Annotated in this window: 10 protein-coding genes; 1 reads left to right on the top strand and 9 read right to left on the bottom strand. The window is 44.5% G+C overall.

The genetic code is table 11. The features are described 5' to 3' along the window. Positions 1–98 precede the first annotated feature (98 nt). Positions 99–1,859 carry a transcription termination factor Rho gene (gene rho, locus GJV22_RS12320; protein ID WP_163713722.1) on the top strand — a complete coding sequence of 587 codons (1,761 nt, stop codon included), beginning with the start codon at positions 99–101 and terminating at the stop codon, positions 1,857–1,859. 57 nt (positions 1,860–1,916) lie between these two features. On the opposite strand, the gene GJV22_RS12315 is transcribed toward rho, so the two are convergent. The 9 genes from GJV22_RS12315 to GJV22_RS12275 form a co-directional block, all read right to left on the bottom strand. Continuing rightward, on the bottom strand, positions 1,917–3,695 hold the full coding sequence (locus tag GJV22_RS12315; RefSeq protein WP_163713719.1) for an aminopeptidase P family protein: 1,779 nt from the start codon (positions 3,693–3,695) through the stop codon (positions 1,917–1,919). 11 nt (positions 3,696–3,706) lie between these two features. Beyond that, a complete protein-coding gene (locus GJV22_RS12310; RefSeq protein ID WP_163713717.1) occupies positions 3,707–4,240 on the bottom strand; it encodes an NUDIX hydrolase in 534 nt (177 codons plus the stop codon). A gap of 158 nt (positions 4,241–4,398) precedes the next feature. Beyond that, positions 4,399–6,762, bottom strand: coding sequence for a glycoside hydrolase family 127 protein (locus tag GJV22_RS12305; RefSeq protein ID WP_163713714.1), 2,364 nt, complete (start codon positions 6,760–6,762; stop codon positions 4,399–4,401). Between the two features lie 15 nt (positions 6,763–6,777). After that, positions 6,778–7,611, bottom strand: a complete 834-nt coding sequence (locus GJV22_RS12300) for a hypothetical protein (RefSeq protein ID WP_205461853.1) — start codon at positions 7,609–7,611, stop codon at positions 6,778–6,780. 43 nt (positions 7,612–7,654) lie between these two features. Continuing rightward, positions 7,655–10,060: a glycoside hydrolase family 127 protein gene (locus tag GJV22_RS12295; RefSeq protein WP_163713711.1), complete on the bottom strand. Its 2,406-nt coding sequence runs from the start codon at positions 10,058–10,060 to the stop codon at positions 7,655–7,657. A gap of 32 nt (positions 10,061–10,092) precedes the next feature. Then, positions 10,093–12,492 (bottom strand): glycoside hydrolase family 127 protein, encoded by a 2,400-nt coding sequence (locus tag GJV22_RS12290; protein ID WP_163713708.1) that lies wholly within the window; start codon positions 12,490–12,492, stop codon positions 10,093–10,095. A 326-nt stretch (positions 12,493–12,818) separates the two neighbouring features. Beyond that, positions 12,819–14,126 carry a CotH kinase family protein gene (locus tag GJV22_RS12285; RefSeq protein WP_163713704.1) on the bottom strand — a complete coding sequence of 436 codons (1,308 nt, stop codon included), beginning with the start codon at positions 14,124–14,126 and terminating at the stop codon, positions 12,819–12,821. 13 nt (positions 14,127–14,139) lie between these two features. Further along, positions 14,140–16,173, bottom strand: coding sequence for a DUF4859 domain-containing protein (locus GJV22_RS12280; RefSeq protein WP_163713701.1), 2,034 nt, complete (start codon positions 16,171–16,173; stop codon positions 14,140–14,142). 7 nt (positions 16,174–16,180) lie between these two features. After that, a complete protein-coding gene (locus tag GJV22_RS12275) occupies positions 16,181–17,635 on the bottom strand; it encodes a DUF4859 domain-containing protein (RefSeq protein ID WP_163713698.1) in 1,455 nt (484 codons plus the stop codon). Positions 17,636–17,660 lie beyond the last annotated feature (25 nt).

The raw sequence follows: 17,660 nt of genomic DNA, 5'->3' as shown, positions 1-17,660 counted from the left end.
GAATAATTCGCGAGAATCTATTAAATCCAAATTCTTAATCCTTTTATCATCACATACTTCTCCAGATAACTTTTGGGTTGTAAATTAATTTTCAAAATATGTACGATATTATTGAATTAAGCAGAAAGTTACTTCCTGACTTGCGGGAAATAGCAAAAGAGCTTAAAATCAAAAAAGTAGAATCCTATAAGAAACAGGATTTGATTTATAAAATACTTGATACCCAGGCTATTCTTGCCTCTGAAAAGAAATCCGAAACCTCCAAGGATAATAGCCCCAGAATAAAAGCCACTCCGGCAAAGAATGTTAAACAGGAAAACAAAAATGAGGAAAGTAAACCTGTAGCTGATAAAAACCAGGATTCCAAGGAAGAACAACCTAAAAAACGTCGTCGTACTGCGGTGGTAATTAAAGCCGCTTCAGCTTTCGATTTTGCGAAGAAACAAAAGCTGAAAGAGCCTGAAGTTGATGAGGTTCGGTCTGAGGATAAAAAAGAGGATGTACCTGTTCAAGAACAAAGATCACCAAGAGTGATCAAGGTGGAAGACCGCTCGGAGCAAGATAAACCAAAGGAAAAAGATGCTCCCGCGACGCAAGCAGCTCCACAAGAGCCGAAGAAAGAATTTACACGTGATCAGCAAAAAGATTACAAAGATCAGCGCCCCAAAAATAAACCCGTGCAAAAGTGGGATAACCAGCAAGGTCCCAAAAGACAAGGCGGAGGCGAAAAACCTTACGAGTTTGAAGGTATTATTACCAATGCAGGTGTATTGGAAATAATGCCTGATGGTTATGGCTTTTTGCGTTCAAGTGATTATAATTATTTAAACTCACCTGATGATATTTATGTTTCACAGTCTCAGATTAAATTGTTTGGACTGAAAACAGGTGATACTGTGGAAGGAACCATTCGTCCTCCGAAAGAAGGCGAAAAGTATTTCCCTCTGATCAAAGTGCTGTCAATCAATGGTCGTACACCGGATTATATCCGCGATCGTGTACCATTTGATCACTTGACTCCACTTTTCCCGACTGAAAAATTCAATTTGACCGGTAATGGTCACGATAACCTTTCGACACGCGTTGTTGATTTGTTTGCGCCAATCGGAAAAGGACAGCGTGGATTGATCGTAGCACAGCCTAAAACAGGTAAGACCATGTTGCTGAAGGAGATTGCCAATGCAATTGCGGCAAACCACCCAGAAGTATATATGATTGTTTTGCTGATTGATGAACGTCCGGAAGAGGTGACAGATATGGCTAGAAGCGTGAATGCTGAGGTTATTTCGTCAACTTTCGACGAGCCGGCTGACCGCCACGTACGTGTTGCAGGAATGGTGCTGGAAAAGGCAAAACGTTTGACCGAGTGTGGTCACGACGTCGTTATTCTGCTGGACTCTATTACTCGTTTGGCCCGTGCTTACAACACCGTTGCACCAGCTTCAGGTAAAGTATTGTCGGGTGGGGTTGATGCCAATGCATTGCACAAACCTAAACGTTTCTTTGGTGCTGCCCGGAATATTGAAGAAGGTGGCTCATTAACAATCCTGGCAACTGCGTTGACTGAGACTGGCTCTAAAATGGACGATGTGATCTTCGAAGAATTCAAAGGTACCGGTAACATGGAATTGCAGTTGGATCGTAAATTGTCGAACAAACGTATGTTCCCTGCTGTGGATATTGTTTCGTCAAGCACGCGTCGTGAAGATATGTTGATGCCGAAACCAATTATGGATAAGATCTGGATTTTACGTAATTATCTGGCTGATATGAATTCGTTGGAAGCAATGGAGTTCATTAAAACCCGGATTATGAGAGCAGGATCGATTGAAGAATTCCTGATTTCGATGAACGAATAAGATATTTTGAAAGATATATGAAAAACGCCGGTCTCTTAGCCGGCGTTTTTTTTATGTTTAAATTGCTTGTGTAATTTCTTTTAGGAAGTTTTTTTCTTCTTCGTTCAACGAAGGCGAAAGTTCCAGGTTGCAACGTTCGTGATAGCTGTTTAGCCAGTTTACTTCAGCCTCGGTCAACAGTTTCTTCTCGATTAACCGGGTGTCAATCGGACAAAGTGTTAACGTGTCAAACTTCAGAAAGCGGCCGTATTCGTTGGTTTTCCAATCTTTACAGGCAATTACATTCTCGATTCGAATTCCGTATAAACCTTCCCGGTAAAAAGCAGGTTCGTCAGAAAGAACCATGCCCGGCTCAATAACCCGATCGTTGTATTCCTGGCGAATACTCATCGGTCCTTCATGAACATTCAGGAAAAATCCAATGCCATGCCCTGTGCCATGTCCGTAGTTTCTGCCGGTTTGCCAAAGCGCATGTCGTGCAGCTAAATCGAGGTTGCATCCGGCCGTGTTCGCCGGAAATTTCAGTTCAGCCAAGCCAATTGTTCCTTTTAGTGCCAGCGTATAGTCTTCCTTCGCCAATTCGTTTGGCTCGCTCAAACTAACAGTGCGGGTAATGTCGGTTGAGCCTTCCAAATATTGACCACCTGAGTCGAACAACAGAATTCCGTTAGCTTCAATCGATGCAGCAGTCTCGGGAGTAACCGATCGGTGTACAACTGCACCATTTTCATTGTAACCAACAATAGCATAGAAGCTGCTTCCCTTGAATCCTTCTTGCTGTGAGCGGAATTCTTCCAACTTGAGTAAAACATCGTATTCGTTAAAGGCTTTCTTACCAACCGTACTGTTGAGCCAGTAGAGGAATTTCACCATCGCAACTCCGTCTTTTTGCATGGCTATTTCAAACATTTTCAACTCATGTTCCGATTTTATCGCCTTTAAAATAGCCGCTGTTGAGAGTTGGAACTGAATGCCAGCTTCGGGCGAAATTGCTTCAACCAGTGCTTGGTTTGTTCGATCCGGATCGACGAGTATTTTTCCGGCGATCGTTATCAGGTCAGTGTAAACTTCTGCGTATTCTTTTAGTAGAATTCCTTCTTCGCCTAATTTCTTTTGTAGGTCGGCCGAAACTTTGTCCAAATTCAGGTAAAGTTGAATATCATTTTCAGTAATTAACGCAAACGAAACGAAAACCGGGTTGTAAGTAATATCGGTGCCACGCAGATTGAAAGTCCAGGCAATATCATCCAATGCCGTAAGCAGAATTGCTTGTGCTTTCGATGCTTTGAGCTCTTTTCTGATAACAGCGATCTTCTCCAATCGAGATTGTCCGGCATATTTTACATCGTGTTCAAAGATCGGGTCGGGAGGAAGGATTGGTCGGTTAATCCAGACTGTTTCCATCAGGTCGCCACAATCTTTCAATTGTAAACTTTCAGCAGCCAAACCGGTGCGCATACTTTTGTACGACGCTGTTGACATACAAGCTGCATCCGTTCCAACAACACCATCTTCCTTTAAAACTTGGCCCAACCATTTAGCCGGAGTTGGAGTTCCCTCCATCCGAAGTTTCATCAATTGGATACCGGTATCTTTCAACTGTTCTGCCGCTTGCAGGAAATACCTTGAGTCAGTCCATAAGGCCGCATCGTTTAACGTAACCACGAGGAATCCGAAGGATCCGTTAAATCCGCTAATAAATGTTCTGATTTTCCAATAATCAGGCAGATATTCACTCAGGTGTGGATCTGTTCCTGACAAATACCAGGCGTCCAAACCTAATTTTTTCATTTCGAGCCTTAAACTTGCAAGGCGTTCTTTGATACTGTTTTCCATCTTAATTAAGACTATTTTCTGGTTTTCTGTAATTGTTCAATCGTGTTGCGCATGGACAAAAAAGGCAGTTCATCCAGATCGATATCGTGGAGGTGATGATACTCGACAGCAGTGATATCATCCTGAGGCTTCAGATTTTCCAAGGATTTGAGTTTGATGATAAAAGTTGAATCGAGTGTAAAAACAATCATACCCGAAAATTCATACTGATTGGGAAATGTTCCGAAGAAACTCATTTCCTCCACTTCTGCTCCCAATTCTTCATTTAGCTCACGAATAATCGCCTGTTCAGCTGTCTCGTCATGTTCGACAAAGCCTCCCGGCAAGTCCAGCTTTCCCTTGTGTGGATTAATTGCCCTGCGGGTTAACATCAGACGCCCTTTTTCGTCAAAAATAAGTGCGCTGGCAGCTGCCGAAGCGTTGAAAAAATAATCGAATGAGCAGTCCTCACAATGTTTGGAGCGGGGACCTGAAGTGATATAATTTGAAGAGCCGCAACAAGGGCAAAATTTAAAGACGTTTACGGGGTGAATTTTTGAATCCATGTTGTTTGAATTTGGTATGAATTACGAGAGTAGTGATTGGCTTCACAAATGAACCGCTAAAAAGATTAAAGTCAAAGATAGGAATCTTTGACTTTAATTTTCTTGATTAATTCCCAAGTTTGAACTTCAGGAATTTCGAATTTGGGATATAGATTGACTTATCTTTTCATTGTTCGCACGCTAAAAACCGGTCCGGCGCGATGACCTTTGTGAGGAGCCAATTTCACCTTTATTTTTCCTCCGTTGACAGTCAGACTGTCCGGAAGTTCGTAAATTTTGTAGAAGAACTCACCCGGTTTGGCATTCGACAGGTTTTCTGTCGCAATCTTGGTTCCTTCAACCAAAATATCGAATGTTAATGATCCGGGGAAACCTCCCCAGTATTCAAACGCCAAGGCCATTGGTTGTCCCGAATACACGCCCATATCGAATGAGAACCATCCGCCTCGGTCGGCTTGTCGGTAACGTTTTTGTTTGAACTGGTCGTTGAACGCGTTTTCAGCTGCGAAGTTATGGTCGCGTTCCGGTTGCATTTCTCCCATCTGAAAATAGTCAATCGTCATGCGTTCAATTTTCTTTTGCTGCTCTTGTTTCGCCCGGTATTCAGCCTGCTTTTCATTCCAATTCTGTTCGTTGAAAAAATCGAAATAGACCGAGTAACGTCTTTCATGTGTTTCATAAAAGGGCTTGAAAACAACGTCGCGCGGACGGCCAATATTCTTTGTTTTAAACGTATTGGGTTCTCCCGGCACGGCTTCCATCCAATCGGCCGGATTCCGGGACTCGGCCATCAATACTGGAACATACATCAGTTCGCCTGCTTTAGGATCATTCTCAGGGCCCAAATCGCCGGCCAATACCAACGGGCCGTACATCACAGCTGCCCGGCTCGAATCGTCGGGCATACTTTCCAAACGCAGGCTGAATGGCATCTTCATTTCGACAATATCACCGTCCTGCCATTTGCGTTTTAAAGCCACAAAACTCCCGGGTTCAGTTTCGATGTTTTGCTTTTCTCCGTTTACACTGATTTCGAAACCTTGGTTTGCCCAATAGGGATAGCGCAATTGCAAAGTTAGCTCAAGCGGTTTGTCAGTATTGACGATTAGTTTCGTAGCCTGTTCGTCCGGATATCCGGTCTCTTGTGTAAGCCTTAATCCTTTGTTCTGCCAAGTCAACTCAGAAGCGATAAACTGACTGACGTATAATTCTTCGTTGTTGTGGTAATAAATATTCCGTCCGTATTTTGAGTGGTTTTCCATGCCGGTTCCTACACAACAGGTGAACCACAGCGGATCCTGGTATACTTTGTGGCCACCCATTTCGAGCGACAGGTTGTAAATCACGCGACCGTCGTGCGGATTTTGAGACGACAAAATGTGATTGAACAAAGCACGTTCGTAAAAGTCAGCAACTTCGGGATTGGCGTCCCATTCAAAGAGGTGATTCGAAAGCTTCAGCATGTTATACACGTTGCAGGTTTCGGTCGTGCCGTCGCTCAACCGGTTACGAAGCGTATCGGGTGGGCCAAAATATTCATGATCGCAGTGTCCGCCGGTTACGTAAGAATGGTGGCGTACCACACGATCCCAAAAGAATTCGGCAGCTGTTCTGTCGTCTTCATTGCCGGTTAACTCATAAATCCGGGCCAGACCAACCAGCTTTGGAATCTGAGTGTTTGCATGTTTCCCTGGAAGAATATCCTTTTCGTGTGCGAGCGAATCCAAAATAACTTTGTGATAGAATGAATTTGTCATTCCCATATATTTGGCTTTGCCTGTCGCTTCGAACAATTCAGCTAAAGCCTCATTAATGCCGCCATGTTCGCAGTTCAGCATTTCCTGAATTTGATCATCATTCAGATCTCTAACAACGGTGTCCAGCCAATCGGCAAACTGCATTTCGATCGTCAACGCCTTTTGAATGCCACAGAGCTTGTAGGCATCCATCAAACCCATCATGACTTTGTGCTGGGTATAAAAAGGCACCCAAATACCATTCAGATCGAAGCCTTGAGAACGAATGTCACCCTTGGCGACTTCTTCTTCCAGAATGCGTTTCCCATCAGGGAAAGCACCGATGTATCCGTCGCCATCAGCTTTTTGACATTCTTCCAACTCATCAACGATGTATTTTACCCGTTTTAAAAACTGTTCATCACCGGTGGTTTTGTACATCATGCAGATGGCTGACAGGTAGTGCCCCAGGCTGTGCCCAGCAATGGTATTGTCTTCCCAGCCGTGGTAATGCTCTGCTTTGGGCTCCAAGCCGGCTTCGGTGCGGAATTTTGCCAGCAAGCAATCCGGCTCGTAGTTCAGCAGTGATTCAACATTGAGTTCAGTCGCCTTCTTAAAAGGGCCATCAAGCAATTTTACATCCTCCAGAGGGAAGGTCAGCACCTTGAATTCGACAACCTCACGCCCGTTTGCACGAATATGAGGGTCGTTTTTCGGTTGGCAACGACTCATCGAACAAGCGATTGTTAGTGCTGTCAGACTATGAATGAGGAGTTTTATTTTCATATGTAACGTGTTGCTTTATTCGGTGTACAAGTTTCCTGCACTGTGGCACGAAGGGCTTGTTTCAAACGCTGAAAAATACTTACTGATAATTTCATATAAGGCAGGATCGTACTTTTTCAGATCTTCGCGCGTATTAACCCAGTTATGTTTCCCATCGGGGGTTAGAACTTCAGCGTTTACATTAAACCAGTCTTGAACGCCTTCCGCCCAATACTCGTAAATATCGGTTTTCGCGTAGGTTTTTTCATACTTGCCGGCAGCAACGGCGGCGTCAAGTGTTGTTTGCAGTAAATCGTTGAAGGTTGAATCCAGGGGCGCAATGCCGATCAGGTGAATGGCATGGGAGAACTCGTGGATCGTGATATCTTCAGCGTGGTACTTGTCGATTTGGTAACACAGGAGGTTTTCTTCCGCACATGTTGTTAACGGCAAATTCATATCTCCTCCCAGACCGCGGGCGCGTAAGTCCCAATTCAGGGTTGTGTCGTTCGCCAGATCGGCATGCTCCGGAATATCTGTTGTGCCCTCGTAACGAGCCATGATTCCTAAACGGGCATTCATTTTCACCATCTGATTCAGCACCTCTTTTGGCAAATCTTTGGTCATGAAATCAATGATGCGACATGCCTGAACAAAGGCAGAGTCGGGGACACGCCATGAGCTCATAATGTCAATGCCATTGACATCTGAATATTTTTTGTAGAAAGAATCCAGATTTAGTGAAGCAGGGGGAGCAGTGATTATATATTCCGTTTCAGAACTACAGTCATCTTTTTTATCTTTTGCTGATGAAAATTGAACCAGGCAAAAGCTGGCAATAAGCAGTAGCGTTAATCTTTTTAATTCCATTGTATTTTCAATTTTAATTGTTGTCTTGCATAAATAGCCAGTACTAGTTGACTTTCCACTCTAATATTCCTGCCGATTCGTCTTTTTGTAACTGAGCCTGAAGACGGATAGCTTTCGTTTTTACGGGTTTAAAGTTGATAGTATTGTACTGGTCTAAAGCGACTCCGTATTCATCACTTGTTTCAACAGGATGCCAATTGCCTTTACTGTCCTTATATTGCAATGTCCAGTTTTCCGGAACACGGTAGTTTCCATCGTAATGGTCCATGTTTAACCAGTAAACTTGCGACTTTGACACGATCGTTGGTTGTTCAAATTCGTAATCAACCCATTCTTCAGATCCTTTTTTTAACCACCAGTAGAAATAAGATTTATCCGTATCGTCTGAGCTTTTTGGGTCGAAACCATCGTTTAAGCCCGGAGCCCAATCGGTAGAAGCTACAGCTTTAGCTTCGATAGATGGCAGGGGCTCCGGTTTCACAACAGTTGTTGCTTCTTCGTTGGGTAACCAAACCAGCATGTTCGATGTTCCGCGGTTGTTCCAGGCGTAGTACGGAATAGCTGTCAGGCTCGTTGGTGTAATCATTTTTTCATTGTTCTCAATGCTGACTTGGCTACCGTTTAGCTTCAATTTTACAACACCACCTAATAAGTTGCCGTCGAATTCGGCATCAACTTTTTCTTCGGAAGTGGCGAAATTGTCAAACATGAATCCGTCGTTATTGTCTTTGTCTTCAAAGCAGAAAACAATAGGGCCGCGCTGGTAGGCGAGTTTGCCCTGATCGTTCTTTACGTTTTCATTGGCCAGTACCTTTCGGACAGGCATCGGGAAGTCCAGTGTTACGACATCGCCGGCTTTCCAGCTTCTCGAGAGACTGATGTAACCTTTTTCAACATCGGCCGATTCTTCTTCACCATTAACTGTTAGGGTGAAAATTTCGTTATTTGTCGTTGCAAATTGGTAAAGGTCGGATGGTACCGGCGTGTTTTGCGCCCATCCCGGAATGCGAATTTTTAGCTTGAATTTTCCGGAAGGAGCGTTGTTGATTTTAACTTCAACTTTGCCATCCCACGGATATTTTGTTTGTTGGCTGATTGCAACAGTATCGGCTCCTAATGGAACGTTGGCATTGCCTTCAGCGAATAAGTTTACGTAAAGCGAATGCGAATCGGTGGTGTAAATGTAACCGGGTACCGATGCCATAAACCGGGTGATGTTTCCCGGGCAGCAAGCGCAGCCAAACCATGGTGCCCGATCGTGATTGTGGGCAGATTCCAAGGGGTTGTCGTAGAAAAATTTGTTACCACTTAATGACACTCCTGAAATAACGCCATTGTACAAAGAACGTTCCAGCACGTCGTAATATTTGGCATCGTGTTCGTTCAAAAACAGACGGTAGTTCCAGTACACGTTCGAGATGGCAGCACAAGTTTCACAGTAAGCTGTCATATTGGGCTGGTCATAGTTTGCTCCAAAGCCTTCGCCTTGTGCAAGTTGTCCGATTCCACCTGTAATGTAGAGTTTCTTTGAAACCACATTTTCCCAAACACGTTTGGTTGCTTCCTGCAAAGCTTGGTCGTGTTGCAACGAGGCAACGTCGGTAACGCCTGAGTACAAATAGCCTAAACGAACAGCGTGGCCAACAGCCTCAGCCTGGTCGACAATCGGCATGTGGTCCTGGCTATATTCACTAAGCTTATGCCCGTCGGTCCCTTTCCCTGTTTCATCGATGAAATAGCGCGCCAGTTTCAGATATTTTTCATCGTTGGTTACGCGGTACAGTTTCACCAAGGCCATTTCAATAATCGGGTGACCGGAAGGCACATGTTTTTGTCCTTCGTTCGGCCCGAACACCTCATTTACTAAGTCGGCATTTTTGAGGGCAACATTGAGTAAACTGCGTTTCCCTGTTGCCTGGTAATGGGCTACTGCTGCCTCGTAAAGATGACCGCTGTTGTATAGTTCGTGACTGTTTAAACGGTCCCAACGGCCATTTCCCCACCAGCCTTTTAGACGCTCTGCTTTATTGGTAACGCAAGTCGTTAGGTAGCCATCTTCTTCTTGTCCTGCAGCAATCAACGTGATTACGCTGTCGAGGAAACTGTCCAGTTCCGGATCGTATTCTGCAGCCAGCGTGTAAGAAGCACCTTCCAATACCTTGTAGACGTCGGTGTCGTCGAAAGGGAAATCTCCTTGGTGTTCGCCTTCAATTAAACCAGCGGCTAAGGCGAAATTGTCAAACCGACCTGTTTCTTCACATTTCCCAAATGCTGAAGGGATCGATACCGTCCTGTTTGTTTCAATTTTAGGTGCCCAAAAAGCATCTGTCAGGTGCACCGCTGTAAATGGAACCGGGGTGAGCGGCTCATTAATTTCTGCTTTTTTTGTGCCACATGAGAAGGCCAGCAACCCGGCAAAAAATAAATAGCTAATATTTTTAAGTGTCATAATCTTCCAATCTTTATTAATCCTTCTACTACTTAATCCAACGACCATTCAAAAATTCCGGTAGCGTACTTTTCCGGTAGTTTTATTTCGAGCTTAATTGCTGTGGTTTTTACAGGCTTAAACGAAAGCTCGTTGGCTATTCCTTTTTTTACGATGTAGTCAGAAGTATTCTCAACTGCAACCCATTCGCCTGTTGTATCCTTGTAATAAACTTTATACCATTCAGGAATGCGACATCCACCCCAGGGCGCATCGTCGTACCAGTAAACTGTTGAGCTGCTAACTGTTTTTTCTTCTTCGAATTCGTATGAAATCCATTCGGTTGTCCCTTCTTTCGGCCACCAGTGGTAGTATGGTACTGTGCGGTCGTTTTCGTCTTTCGGCACCAACCCGTCGTTGATGGAGCTGATCGCTTTCACCAGATGGGAGGCGTCAATTTTGCTCTCAGATGCAATGGTTGGTTGCTGTACCGGGCGGCTTGCGCTGATTTCGTTAGCCAGCCAGACGGCCATTTCGCCACTGCCGCGGTGAGCCCAGGCATAGTAAGGAATCATATGCAGTTCGGCATCCTTTACTTCAATTTTACCGGCTTCGTTGTACGACAAAAGTTGGACATCTGTAGAGATCATATTTAAGCCGTAAAGCAGGTCCGGTTTGCTTTCGACCTTGAATTTCGGTTTCTGAGGAACGATGGCGTTCAACACACTGAAATCATTGTCGGGCCACTCGGCACAATAAACGACTGGTCCACGTTCAATAGAAATTTTTCCCTGGTCAGCTTCAACCAACGGGTGGGCTTTCACAGTGCGTGGTTCCATGTCGAAGTGAATAGAAACTTTATCGCCCTTTTTCCAGCTTCGACCGATGGTGAAATAGCCATCTTTCAATTCGCTTTCAACAGTTTCGTCGTTCACTTTTACAGAATAGCTTAATTTCTTTTTATCGGTGAATGCATATAAATCGCTTGGAACAACTTCACCCAAAACCCAACCCGGAATACGAATTTTTAGGTTGAAATTTTGTTTTTTCTTCGGTGCCACTTCCAATTCAATGTCACCGTTCCAGGGGTATTTGGTTGATTGCGTTAAACTAACCAGCTTCTTATCAACCTCAATTTCAGAAGTGTTTGACATGAAAAGGTTCACGTATAAATCGTTATCGTGCACCGCGTAAATGTATCCGGGCAATGAAGGAATGAAACGACAAACATTTGACGGGCAACAGGCGCATCCAAACCATGCCTGGCGTTGGTGCTGGCCGATTGATTCGAGCGGGTTAGGGTAGAAGAACCCGTCTCCGTCGAGCGAGATGCCGCTGATCAGGCCGTTGTACAGCGTGCGCTCCAAAACGTCGAAGTATTTGGATTCACCATGAAGCAGAAACAGACGGTAGTTCATGTAAACATTCCCGATGGCAGCACAGGTCTCGCAATAAGCTGACATATTGGGTAGTTCGTAGTTTTCTCCGAACGCTTCACCATGTCCGGTTGCTCCGATACCACCAGTGATGTATAGTTTCTTGCCAACGATGTTGTCCCAAATGCGATCGATGGCGTGAATGTATGCGGTGTCGCCGGTAAGGGCGGCTACGTCAGCCATGCCGGTGTACATGTAAGCAGCGCGCACAGCATGCCCAACAGCTTCATCCTGTTCCAAAACCGGCCTATGCGACTGGCTGTATTCTGATTTGATAGTGGTATGACCACGCTCGTCGAGTAGGTATTTGGCAAAATCGAGATATTCCTTTTTACCTGTTAAAACGTACAATTTAGCCATTGCCATTTCAGCAATTTGGTGGCCTGGAACAACAGTTGCCTGTCCCGGATTTGGACCAACTTCGCGGACTGCGCAGTCAGCAAATTTTTCCGAAATATCCAGGAAATTTCTTTTGCCGGTTGCCTGGTAGTGCGCAATGGCTCCTTCAATCATATGACCGAGGTCGTAAAGTTCGTGGCTGAGATCCTCTTCTTTTTCCCAGCGATGTTCTCCGGCCCATTCGTGTGGGTGAGCTGGATTCATCGTACGCGAAGTGTAGAGATAACCATCAGGTTCTTGCGCTGCGGCGACAATCGTCAACACGCTGTCGATGTATTTGTCTAGTTTTGGATCGGGGTAAGTTTGCATGGAGTAACTGGCTCCTTCAATGGTTTTATATACATCGGTATCGTCAAATGAAAAGCCGGTGACTTTAATCGTATCACTCGGGTGGGCTGCATGGACGAAATTCTCATATCGGCCGGTTTCTTCGCATTTGCTAAAGGCGAGAGGTATGGTTGTTTCGCGGCTTGCTTTCAGGCGTTGCCCCCAAAACGAATCAGTGACTTTTACTGCCGTGAATGGTACCGGCGAAATCGGATATCCTGCTGTTTGTTTGTCTTGTGCATTTGCAGACAGACAAAGTACAACCAGGATAAGGGATAAAAAATTCTTCATAGTAGTCATTATTGTATTTCTATTTTAATTTTCTGTCTGAACGATCTGAATATAAAGAACCGATAAAATCACTGTTTCAGCTATTTTGTTTGTTCAAAAGAATAGTACAAATGTCCACATGTCTAAATTTGTTAGAACGGCAAATATTTAGATTGAACGGATCGAATATTAAATTAGTTGTAAATGAGCGGTTTTAATGTCAGAAGTCGGTTGGTCAACTAAAATTGTTAATCAAAATTGAAAACGAATAACATTTTTGTTTTTTATAGCTTTTTGCGCTTCTCTGCGAACAGTACAACAGGGACGGAGTTGATCACAATCCCGGATTATTTCGTTCCTGCAGGGTAGTTATCGATCACATTCGTCAGGTAATTTACCCGGTTCGTTAACCATTGTTGCATCCGCTGAGTTTCAGTCTCATTATTCTTGCCAATCGGCCAACGAATGGCATCTCTGCCCATCGCCTCTGCAAAACCATTCGCAAAAGTTTGGGTTGTCTCCCAATATTCCGCCATAATTTGATCTTTCACCACGAGCCAATTTGCCTTGTATTCATCAACAAATCGTTCACTTTTGAAGAGGTCCGTGAAGAAGGCAGGAACGATGTAACCTCCCGTATGGTTAACCGGATTAGTTCCCAAAACCAGTTCCCGGTAGCTATAAAAGTAGTCATGGCCTGTGTACATCGTTGCCCAATCAAAATCGAATCCGGCATCGAAATCCCAAAGTGGGCCCATCGTCCACTTTCCGCCTTTGTCTCTATACAGATTAATACTACGCGGAGCTGCCACTTCAACATTGTAAACCAGTTCCTGAATGATCATGAAATTGATAAATGACGAGATGTCCATTAATTGCTCAACCGTTGTGTAGTCAGCACTTTTAATGGCAGCTTCTAATTTTGCAAATTCAGCTTGAATGGAGGCTAAATGGCTTTCGTCTATTATGTCCGGAACTTTTACACGAACCGGCATGTGGTAAACCGACGACCAAAAATTATCGGTTTCTTCGGGTGCTAGTTCCGGTCCGTCGTCGGCATCGAGGGATAACAATAGTCCTTCAACCTCATCAATTGCAACACGATTTGATCCCTCTTCGACCTGCTCTGTCAGCATATACAGACCAACGTAATCTTCGTTCAATATTACTTCAACGTAGCGCGAATGGTTGGTGTAAGGAAGTCCCAGCCCTTGTCCAACGGTGAAAACAAAAGTGTTCATTAGGTGAGTCGGGTCCCGATAATCGGCCAACAGTACCCAGTCCTTGTCTGCCGCCAGTCCCAGAATCTCAGCTTTATCGTCCAGTTTTATCCGGTAGGGTTTTTTCGGATACCAAAGCCAGGTTGAGTTGCCTCGACCTCTAACCCTACCGGTGCCTGAATAGGACCAATCTTCATTTTCTGAATTGATGGATATGATGCAATTCACGTAATCATCCTTTGAAGTTATCGCTACGGCATTTTCAGTTGAGATATTCAATTGGGCCACTTGATAAATAGCCTCTGAGGCAACTTCTTCTCCGTTATAATCTTCGGCAGGTTCATCGTTGGAACAGCCAGGGAACAGCAGGGTCGATATGAAAAATATTACGGGTAAAAACATTGTTTTTACCCGTAAGTCAGTATTTAAAATCATCGAGACGATTTGGTTATTCTAAAGTGATATTGAACACGAAGGTAACCTGAACGGACTTGCCTGATTCGTATTCATATACCAATGCTTGTTTAATCGTAAATTGATCACCGGAAACACAATGTCCGGGATATTGACCGATTGAAAAGGTGAAAGTTGAAGCATCATATTCAGAGAATAATTTGGCTTCTTCTCCCCAACTACAGACATTGCCATCGGCATCGAACCAATGTCCGTATCCGTTTGCTGTTGTTGTAGCGTTTAGTGTTCCATCGGATTCAACACCATAGAAAGTAACTGCGTTGCCCATTTTTTCTGAAATTTCTGAGCTTTGCAGTACAAAGGCATTGGCCAGTTCTGTTGCATCAACAGTTACCGACGTGCCCGTATAAGCATCAGCGTTAACGGCGAATGTTTTATTGAAGGTCAAGGTTGCGTCAGATGGAGTTTCATTTCCCTCAAAAGTCACATTGCCCAGTATGTCGGTGTTGCTGAATTTTACTTTGTAAGGCCACTGATCGTCGTTGCTTTCCAGTTCATCCCAGGCGTGGCTTTCGTATGAACTTGGTGCTCCTAAAACAACAAACCATAGTTTTGCACAACCTTCAGGCACCGTGATCTCCGCAGCTGTTGATGTTGCACTGTTCATTTCGCCGTAAATGCGTTCCCCACTTTCAAGCAAGGCAACATAGCCGTAACGCCATCCTGCTCTCGTAGTCGAGCTGTTGTTGTAGGTTGTGGTGGTCATGGTTGTTCCGTTTTCTGAATATTCGCCCGGGTCGTTAGCAGCCAAAGCAGAACCTGGTAGCAGGCCTGTAAAGGTTGTCGTGACCACTGTTCCCGCTTCAGGAACGTTCAGCGGAATAACATTATAGCCGGAAGTTCCCGGGCAGCGACTGTAGGCTACCTGGTAGCTACCATCTTCAAGTTGAAATAATTTGTAGGTGTGCTTGCCGATGTAATTTGTTCCGTTGTCACGAATGGCATCTAAATCCCAGGTGACAAAATGTGCTGCAGCATCATATAGCTCAGCATTCATTTCTTCAATGCTCAGCGAGTTTAACCGCATATAGGTTTCGATTGGATCCTCGGGGCTTTCAGCTTCGCGCCACAGTTTGCCAATCTCGTCAATCCCGTGTTTATCAGCCCAGTAATAGTGCATCCAGTAACTGGCGTAACGTTGCCATTCATGAAAAACACTTCGGTGGTAATTTTCCATGTAAACAGAAAAGTTGTACGACGCAAATGCTTCAACGGGATAAGATTGAAAAGACTGCCATTGTGCACACTGTTCCCAAAATGCGTTTCCGCCATTACCGCCAAAGCCATAGCGGTAACCACGCGTATAGTCGTTCGAAATACCTCCGTAAGCGATCAAGTCAGCGTACACCTGGTATTGAAAGCTATGCCCAATTTCGTGTGCAATTGTCGATCCTACTGGTTGACAGGTACTGGGGTTTACCCAAAGAGCACCGATCATATCATCGTATCCACTTCCGACCGCTAGCCATTCTGATTGGTAAAGCAGGTAAATCTCCATTTTGTAGGTGTCCAGATTTGATTTACCCACGCCCAACTCAGCAAATCCAAGCGTGTTGATATTCTTATCGAAAAATGATTCCGCTTTTACTAGGAGATCATCGATGTCAACTTTCATGGTTGCAGGAATAGTGTCGGCATTAGGATCAAGACCAAAACCTTCTTCCCAAAATACCACAAAATGGTCCGATTGCTTGCTGCGGACAAATGACCATTTGCTGTCGCTGCGAAGCATGTCCATACTTGCGAATTCAGCCGGTTTGTAGTATTTGTCTAAATCGGGAACCTCAGATTCTTCAAGGATAGTCACCGAAGGAGTAGTTGTTGTATCTACAGGTTCCGGATCCGGTTCCGCCTCATCCTTTTGTGCCCAGTGTATGGGATCGTCTCCGCTACCGCAGGCGACAAAATAAAAAGATGAAAAGGCCAGAAATGTGATTAGCAAAATGGATTTGCATAAACCGGGCTTTCCCGGTTTATGCATTTGAATATCTGTTTTTGATATTTTCATTCGTTCCTTAGTCTATGTTGAAGGTAATGTTGAATGTAACTGAACCGCCATTTAAGGTTGCAATATAGGTTGTGCTTACGGAATTGCCAGCTACAGCATTCGCCGGGTGATTACCACCATACAGGTACAGTTCAGTTTCGGTATATCCGATGCTGCACCAAACCAGGCTTTCTCCCCATCCGCCTGCAGTTCCTTCGGCTGTTAACCAGTAACCAGGTACATCAGAGGTATATTCAGGATCAGTTTCAGTGATTGCTCCCTGGTACAATTTCAATTCGCCAGTCATAATAGCCCGACTGATTTCGTAGGTCGTCATTTTAAAGGCATCGCGAAGCGTTTCTTTGATATCAGCTTGAACACTTGCATAGTCATCACCGTACGCTTTGCTCAGCGTAATGTCTGATGACAGGGCCTGTGGATCACCGGTCGGTGCGGTTTCCGGATTCGTGTACGGAACAACAGTAATTGCAAAGTCCAGCATTACGATTTTGTTGTTGGCAAATATGCCGTATTTTATGTCGTAAGTCTGCTCTTCTGTAATGTTACCCGGGAACTGTCCGATGCTGATTTCGTTATCGGAGAATTCACCGTAGTAGGTGTAGAAACTTGCGTTTTCACCCCAGCTTCCAACATATCCGTTTAAATCATACCAAAAACCTACTCCGTCGATAACGGGTTCTTGGTTGTACGATCCATCTTCGTTTACACCAATGAAACTAACTTCATCGATAGAGCTTACGCCAAGGTCAGTTAAGGCCTGATCCAAATCAAACTCAATAGAGTCGGCATCATATCCTAAACGAGGGTAAACATCGACACTGATATTTTGTGTGCTAACAACTTCAGCAGAAACCTGTCCCGGAGCTTTAGCATTGATGGTAACAACTACGGCTACGCGCAGTTCGTTGTATTTCAATGCCTCAATGATTTCCAGGGTCTGGCCATCTTCCAAATGTCCCGGGTATTGACCAATGGCAAATTCACCGGTTTCATAATCGAATTCGGCAAAAACCATGGCGGTTTCACCCCAAGTCGTTATTTTATTGTCGGCATCCCACCAGTGGCCCCAGGTCGAGTTGGTATTGGTTGCTGAAGCGACATCGGAGTGAGTTTCACCTTCCATCGCAAAACCTTTAATTTCCGGGGCACCGCTTTCTTCAGCAATACCGGCCAAAACTTCTTCTTCAGTCAGTCCAAAAAGCTCGGCAATTTGGTCAATATCAATCGGAAGACTTACTCCATCGTAAAGCGTACCACTTGTTGTGATATCAACCGAATACTCGAGTACTAAATTGGCGTTGATTTTATTTTTAGCAGCTTCTTCAATCGAATCTTGACGAGCGATTTCAGCGATCTCGTCAGCAGTCAGTTCGTGTAGACTGCTGAAATCTGCATTGTCCTCACAGCTGATAAACCCGGCAGTGAGAATGCAAAGAATAATATATAGATATATCTTGTTCATTGTTGTCAATTTTAAGTTGCCTGAT

This window comes from Mangrovibacterium lignilyticum, from assembly GCF_010882175.1.
Classification (GTDB): Bacteria; Bacteroidota; Bacteroidia; order Bacteroidales; family Prolixibacteraceae; genus Mangrovibacterium; species Mangrovibacterium lignilyticum.
The sequence above is the reverse complement of the archived record's forward strand: the minus strand, read 5'-3'. Positions and strand labels throughout refer to the sequence as shown.

What these genes read in the sequence shown, in the direction of transcription:
- rho (WP_163713722.1), top strand. Translation starts at nt 99, where the DNA reads ATGTACGATATTATTGAATTAAGCAGAAAGTTACTTCCTGACTTGCGG.
- GJV22_RS12315 (WP_163713719.1), bottom strand. Translation starts at nt 3,695, where the DNA reads ATGGAAAACAGTATCAAAGAACGCCTTGCAAGTTTAAGGCTCGAAATG.
- GJV22_RS12310 (WP_163713717.1), bottom strand. Translation starts at nt 4,240, where the DNA reads ATGGATTCAAAAATTCACCCCGTAAACGTCTTTAAATTTTGCCCTTGT.
- GJV22_RS12305 (WP_163713714.1), bottom strand. Translation starts at nt 6,762, where the DNA reads ATGAAAATAAAACTCCTCATTCATAGTCTGACAGCACTAACAATCGCT.
- GJV22_RS12300 (WP_205461853.1), bottom strand. Translation starts at nt 7,611, where the DNA reads ATGGAATTAAAAAGATTAACGCTACTGCTTATTGCCAGCTTTTGCCTG.
- GJV22_RS12295 (WP_163713711.1), bottom strand. Translation starts at nt 10,060, where the DNA reads ATGACACTTAAAAATATTAGCTATTTATTTTTTGCCGGGTTGCTGGCC.
- GJV22_RS12290 (WP_163713708.1), bottom strand. Translation starts at nt 12,492, where the DNA reads ATGAAGAATTTTTTATCCCTTATCCTGGTTGTACTTTGTCTGTCTGCA.
- GJV22_RS12285 (WP_163713704.1), bottom strand. Translation starts at nt 14,126, where the DNA reads ATGATTTTAAATACTGACTTACGGGTAAAAACAATGTTTTTACCCGTA.
- GJV22_RS12280 (WP_163713701.1), bottom strand. Translation starts at nt 16,173, where the DNA reads ATGAAAATATCAAAAACAGATATTCAAATGCATAAACCGGGAAAGCCC.
- GJV22_RS12275 (WP_163713698.1), bottom strand. Translation starts at nt 17,635, where the DNA reads ATGAACAAGATATATCTATATATTATTCTTTGCATTCTCACTGCCGGG.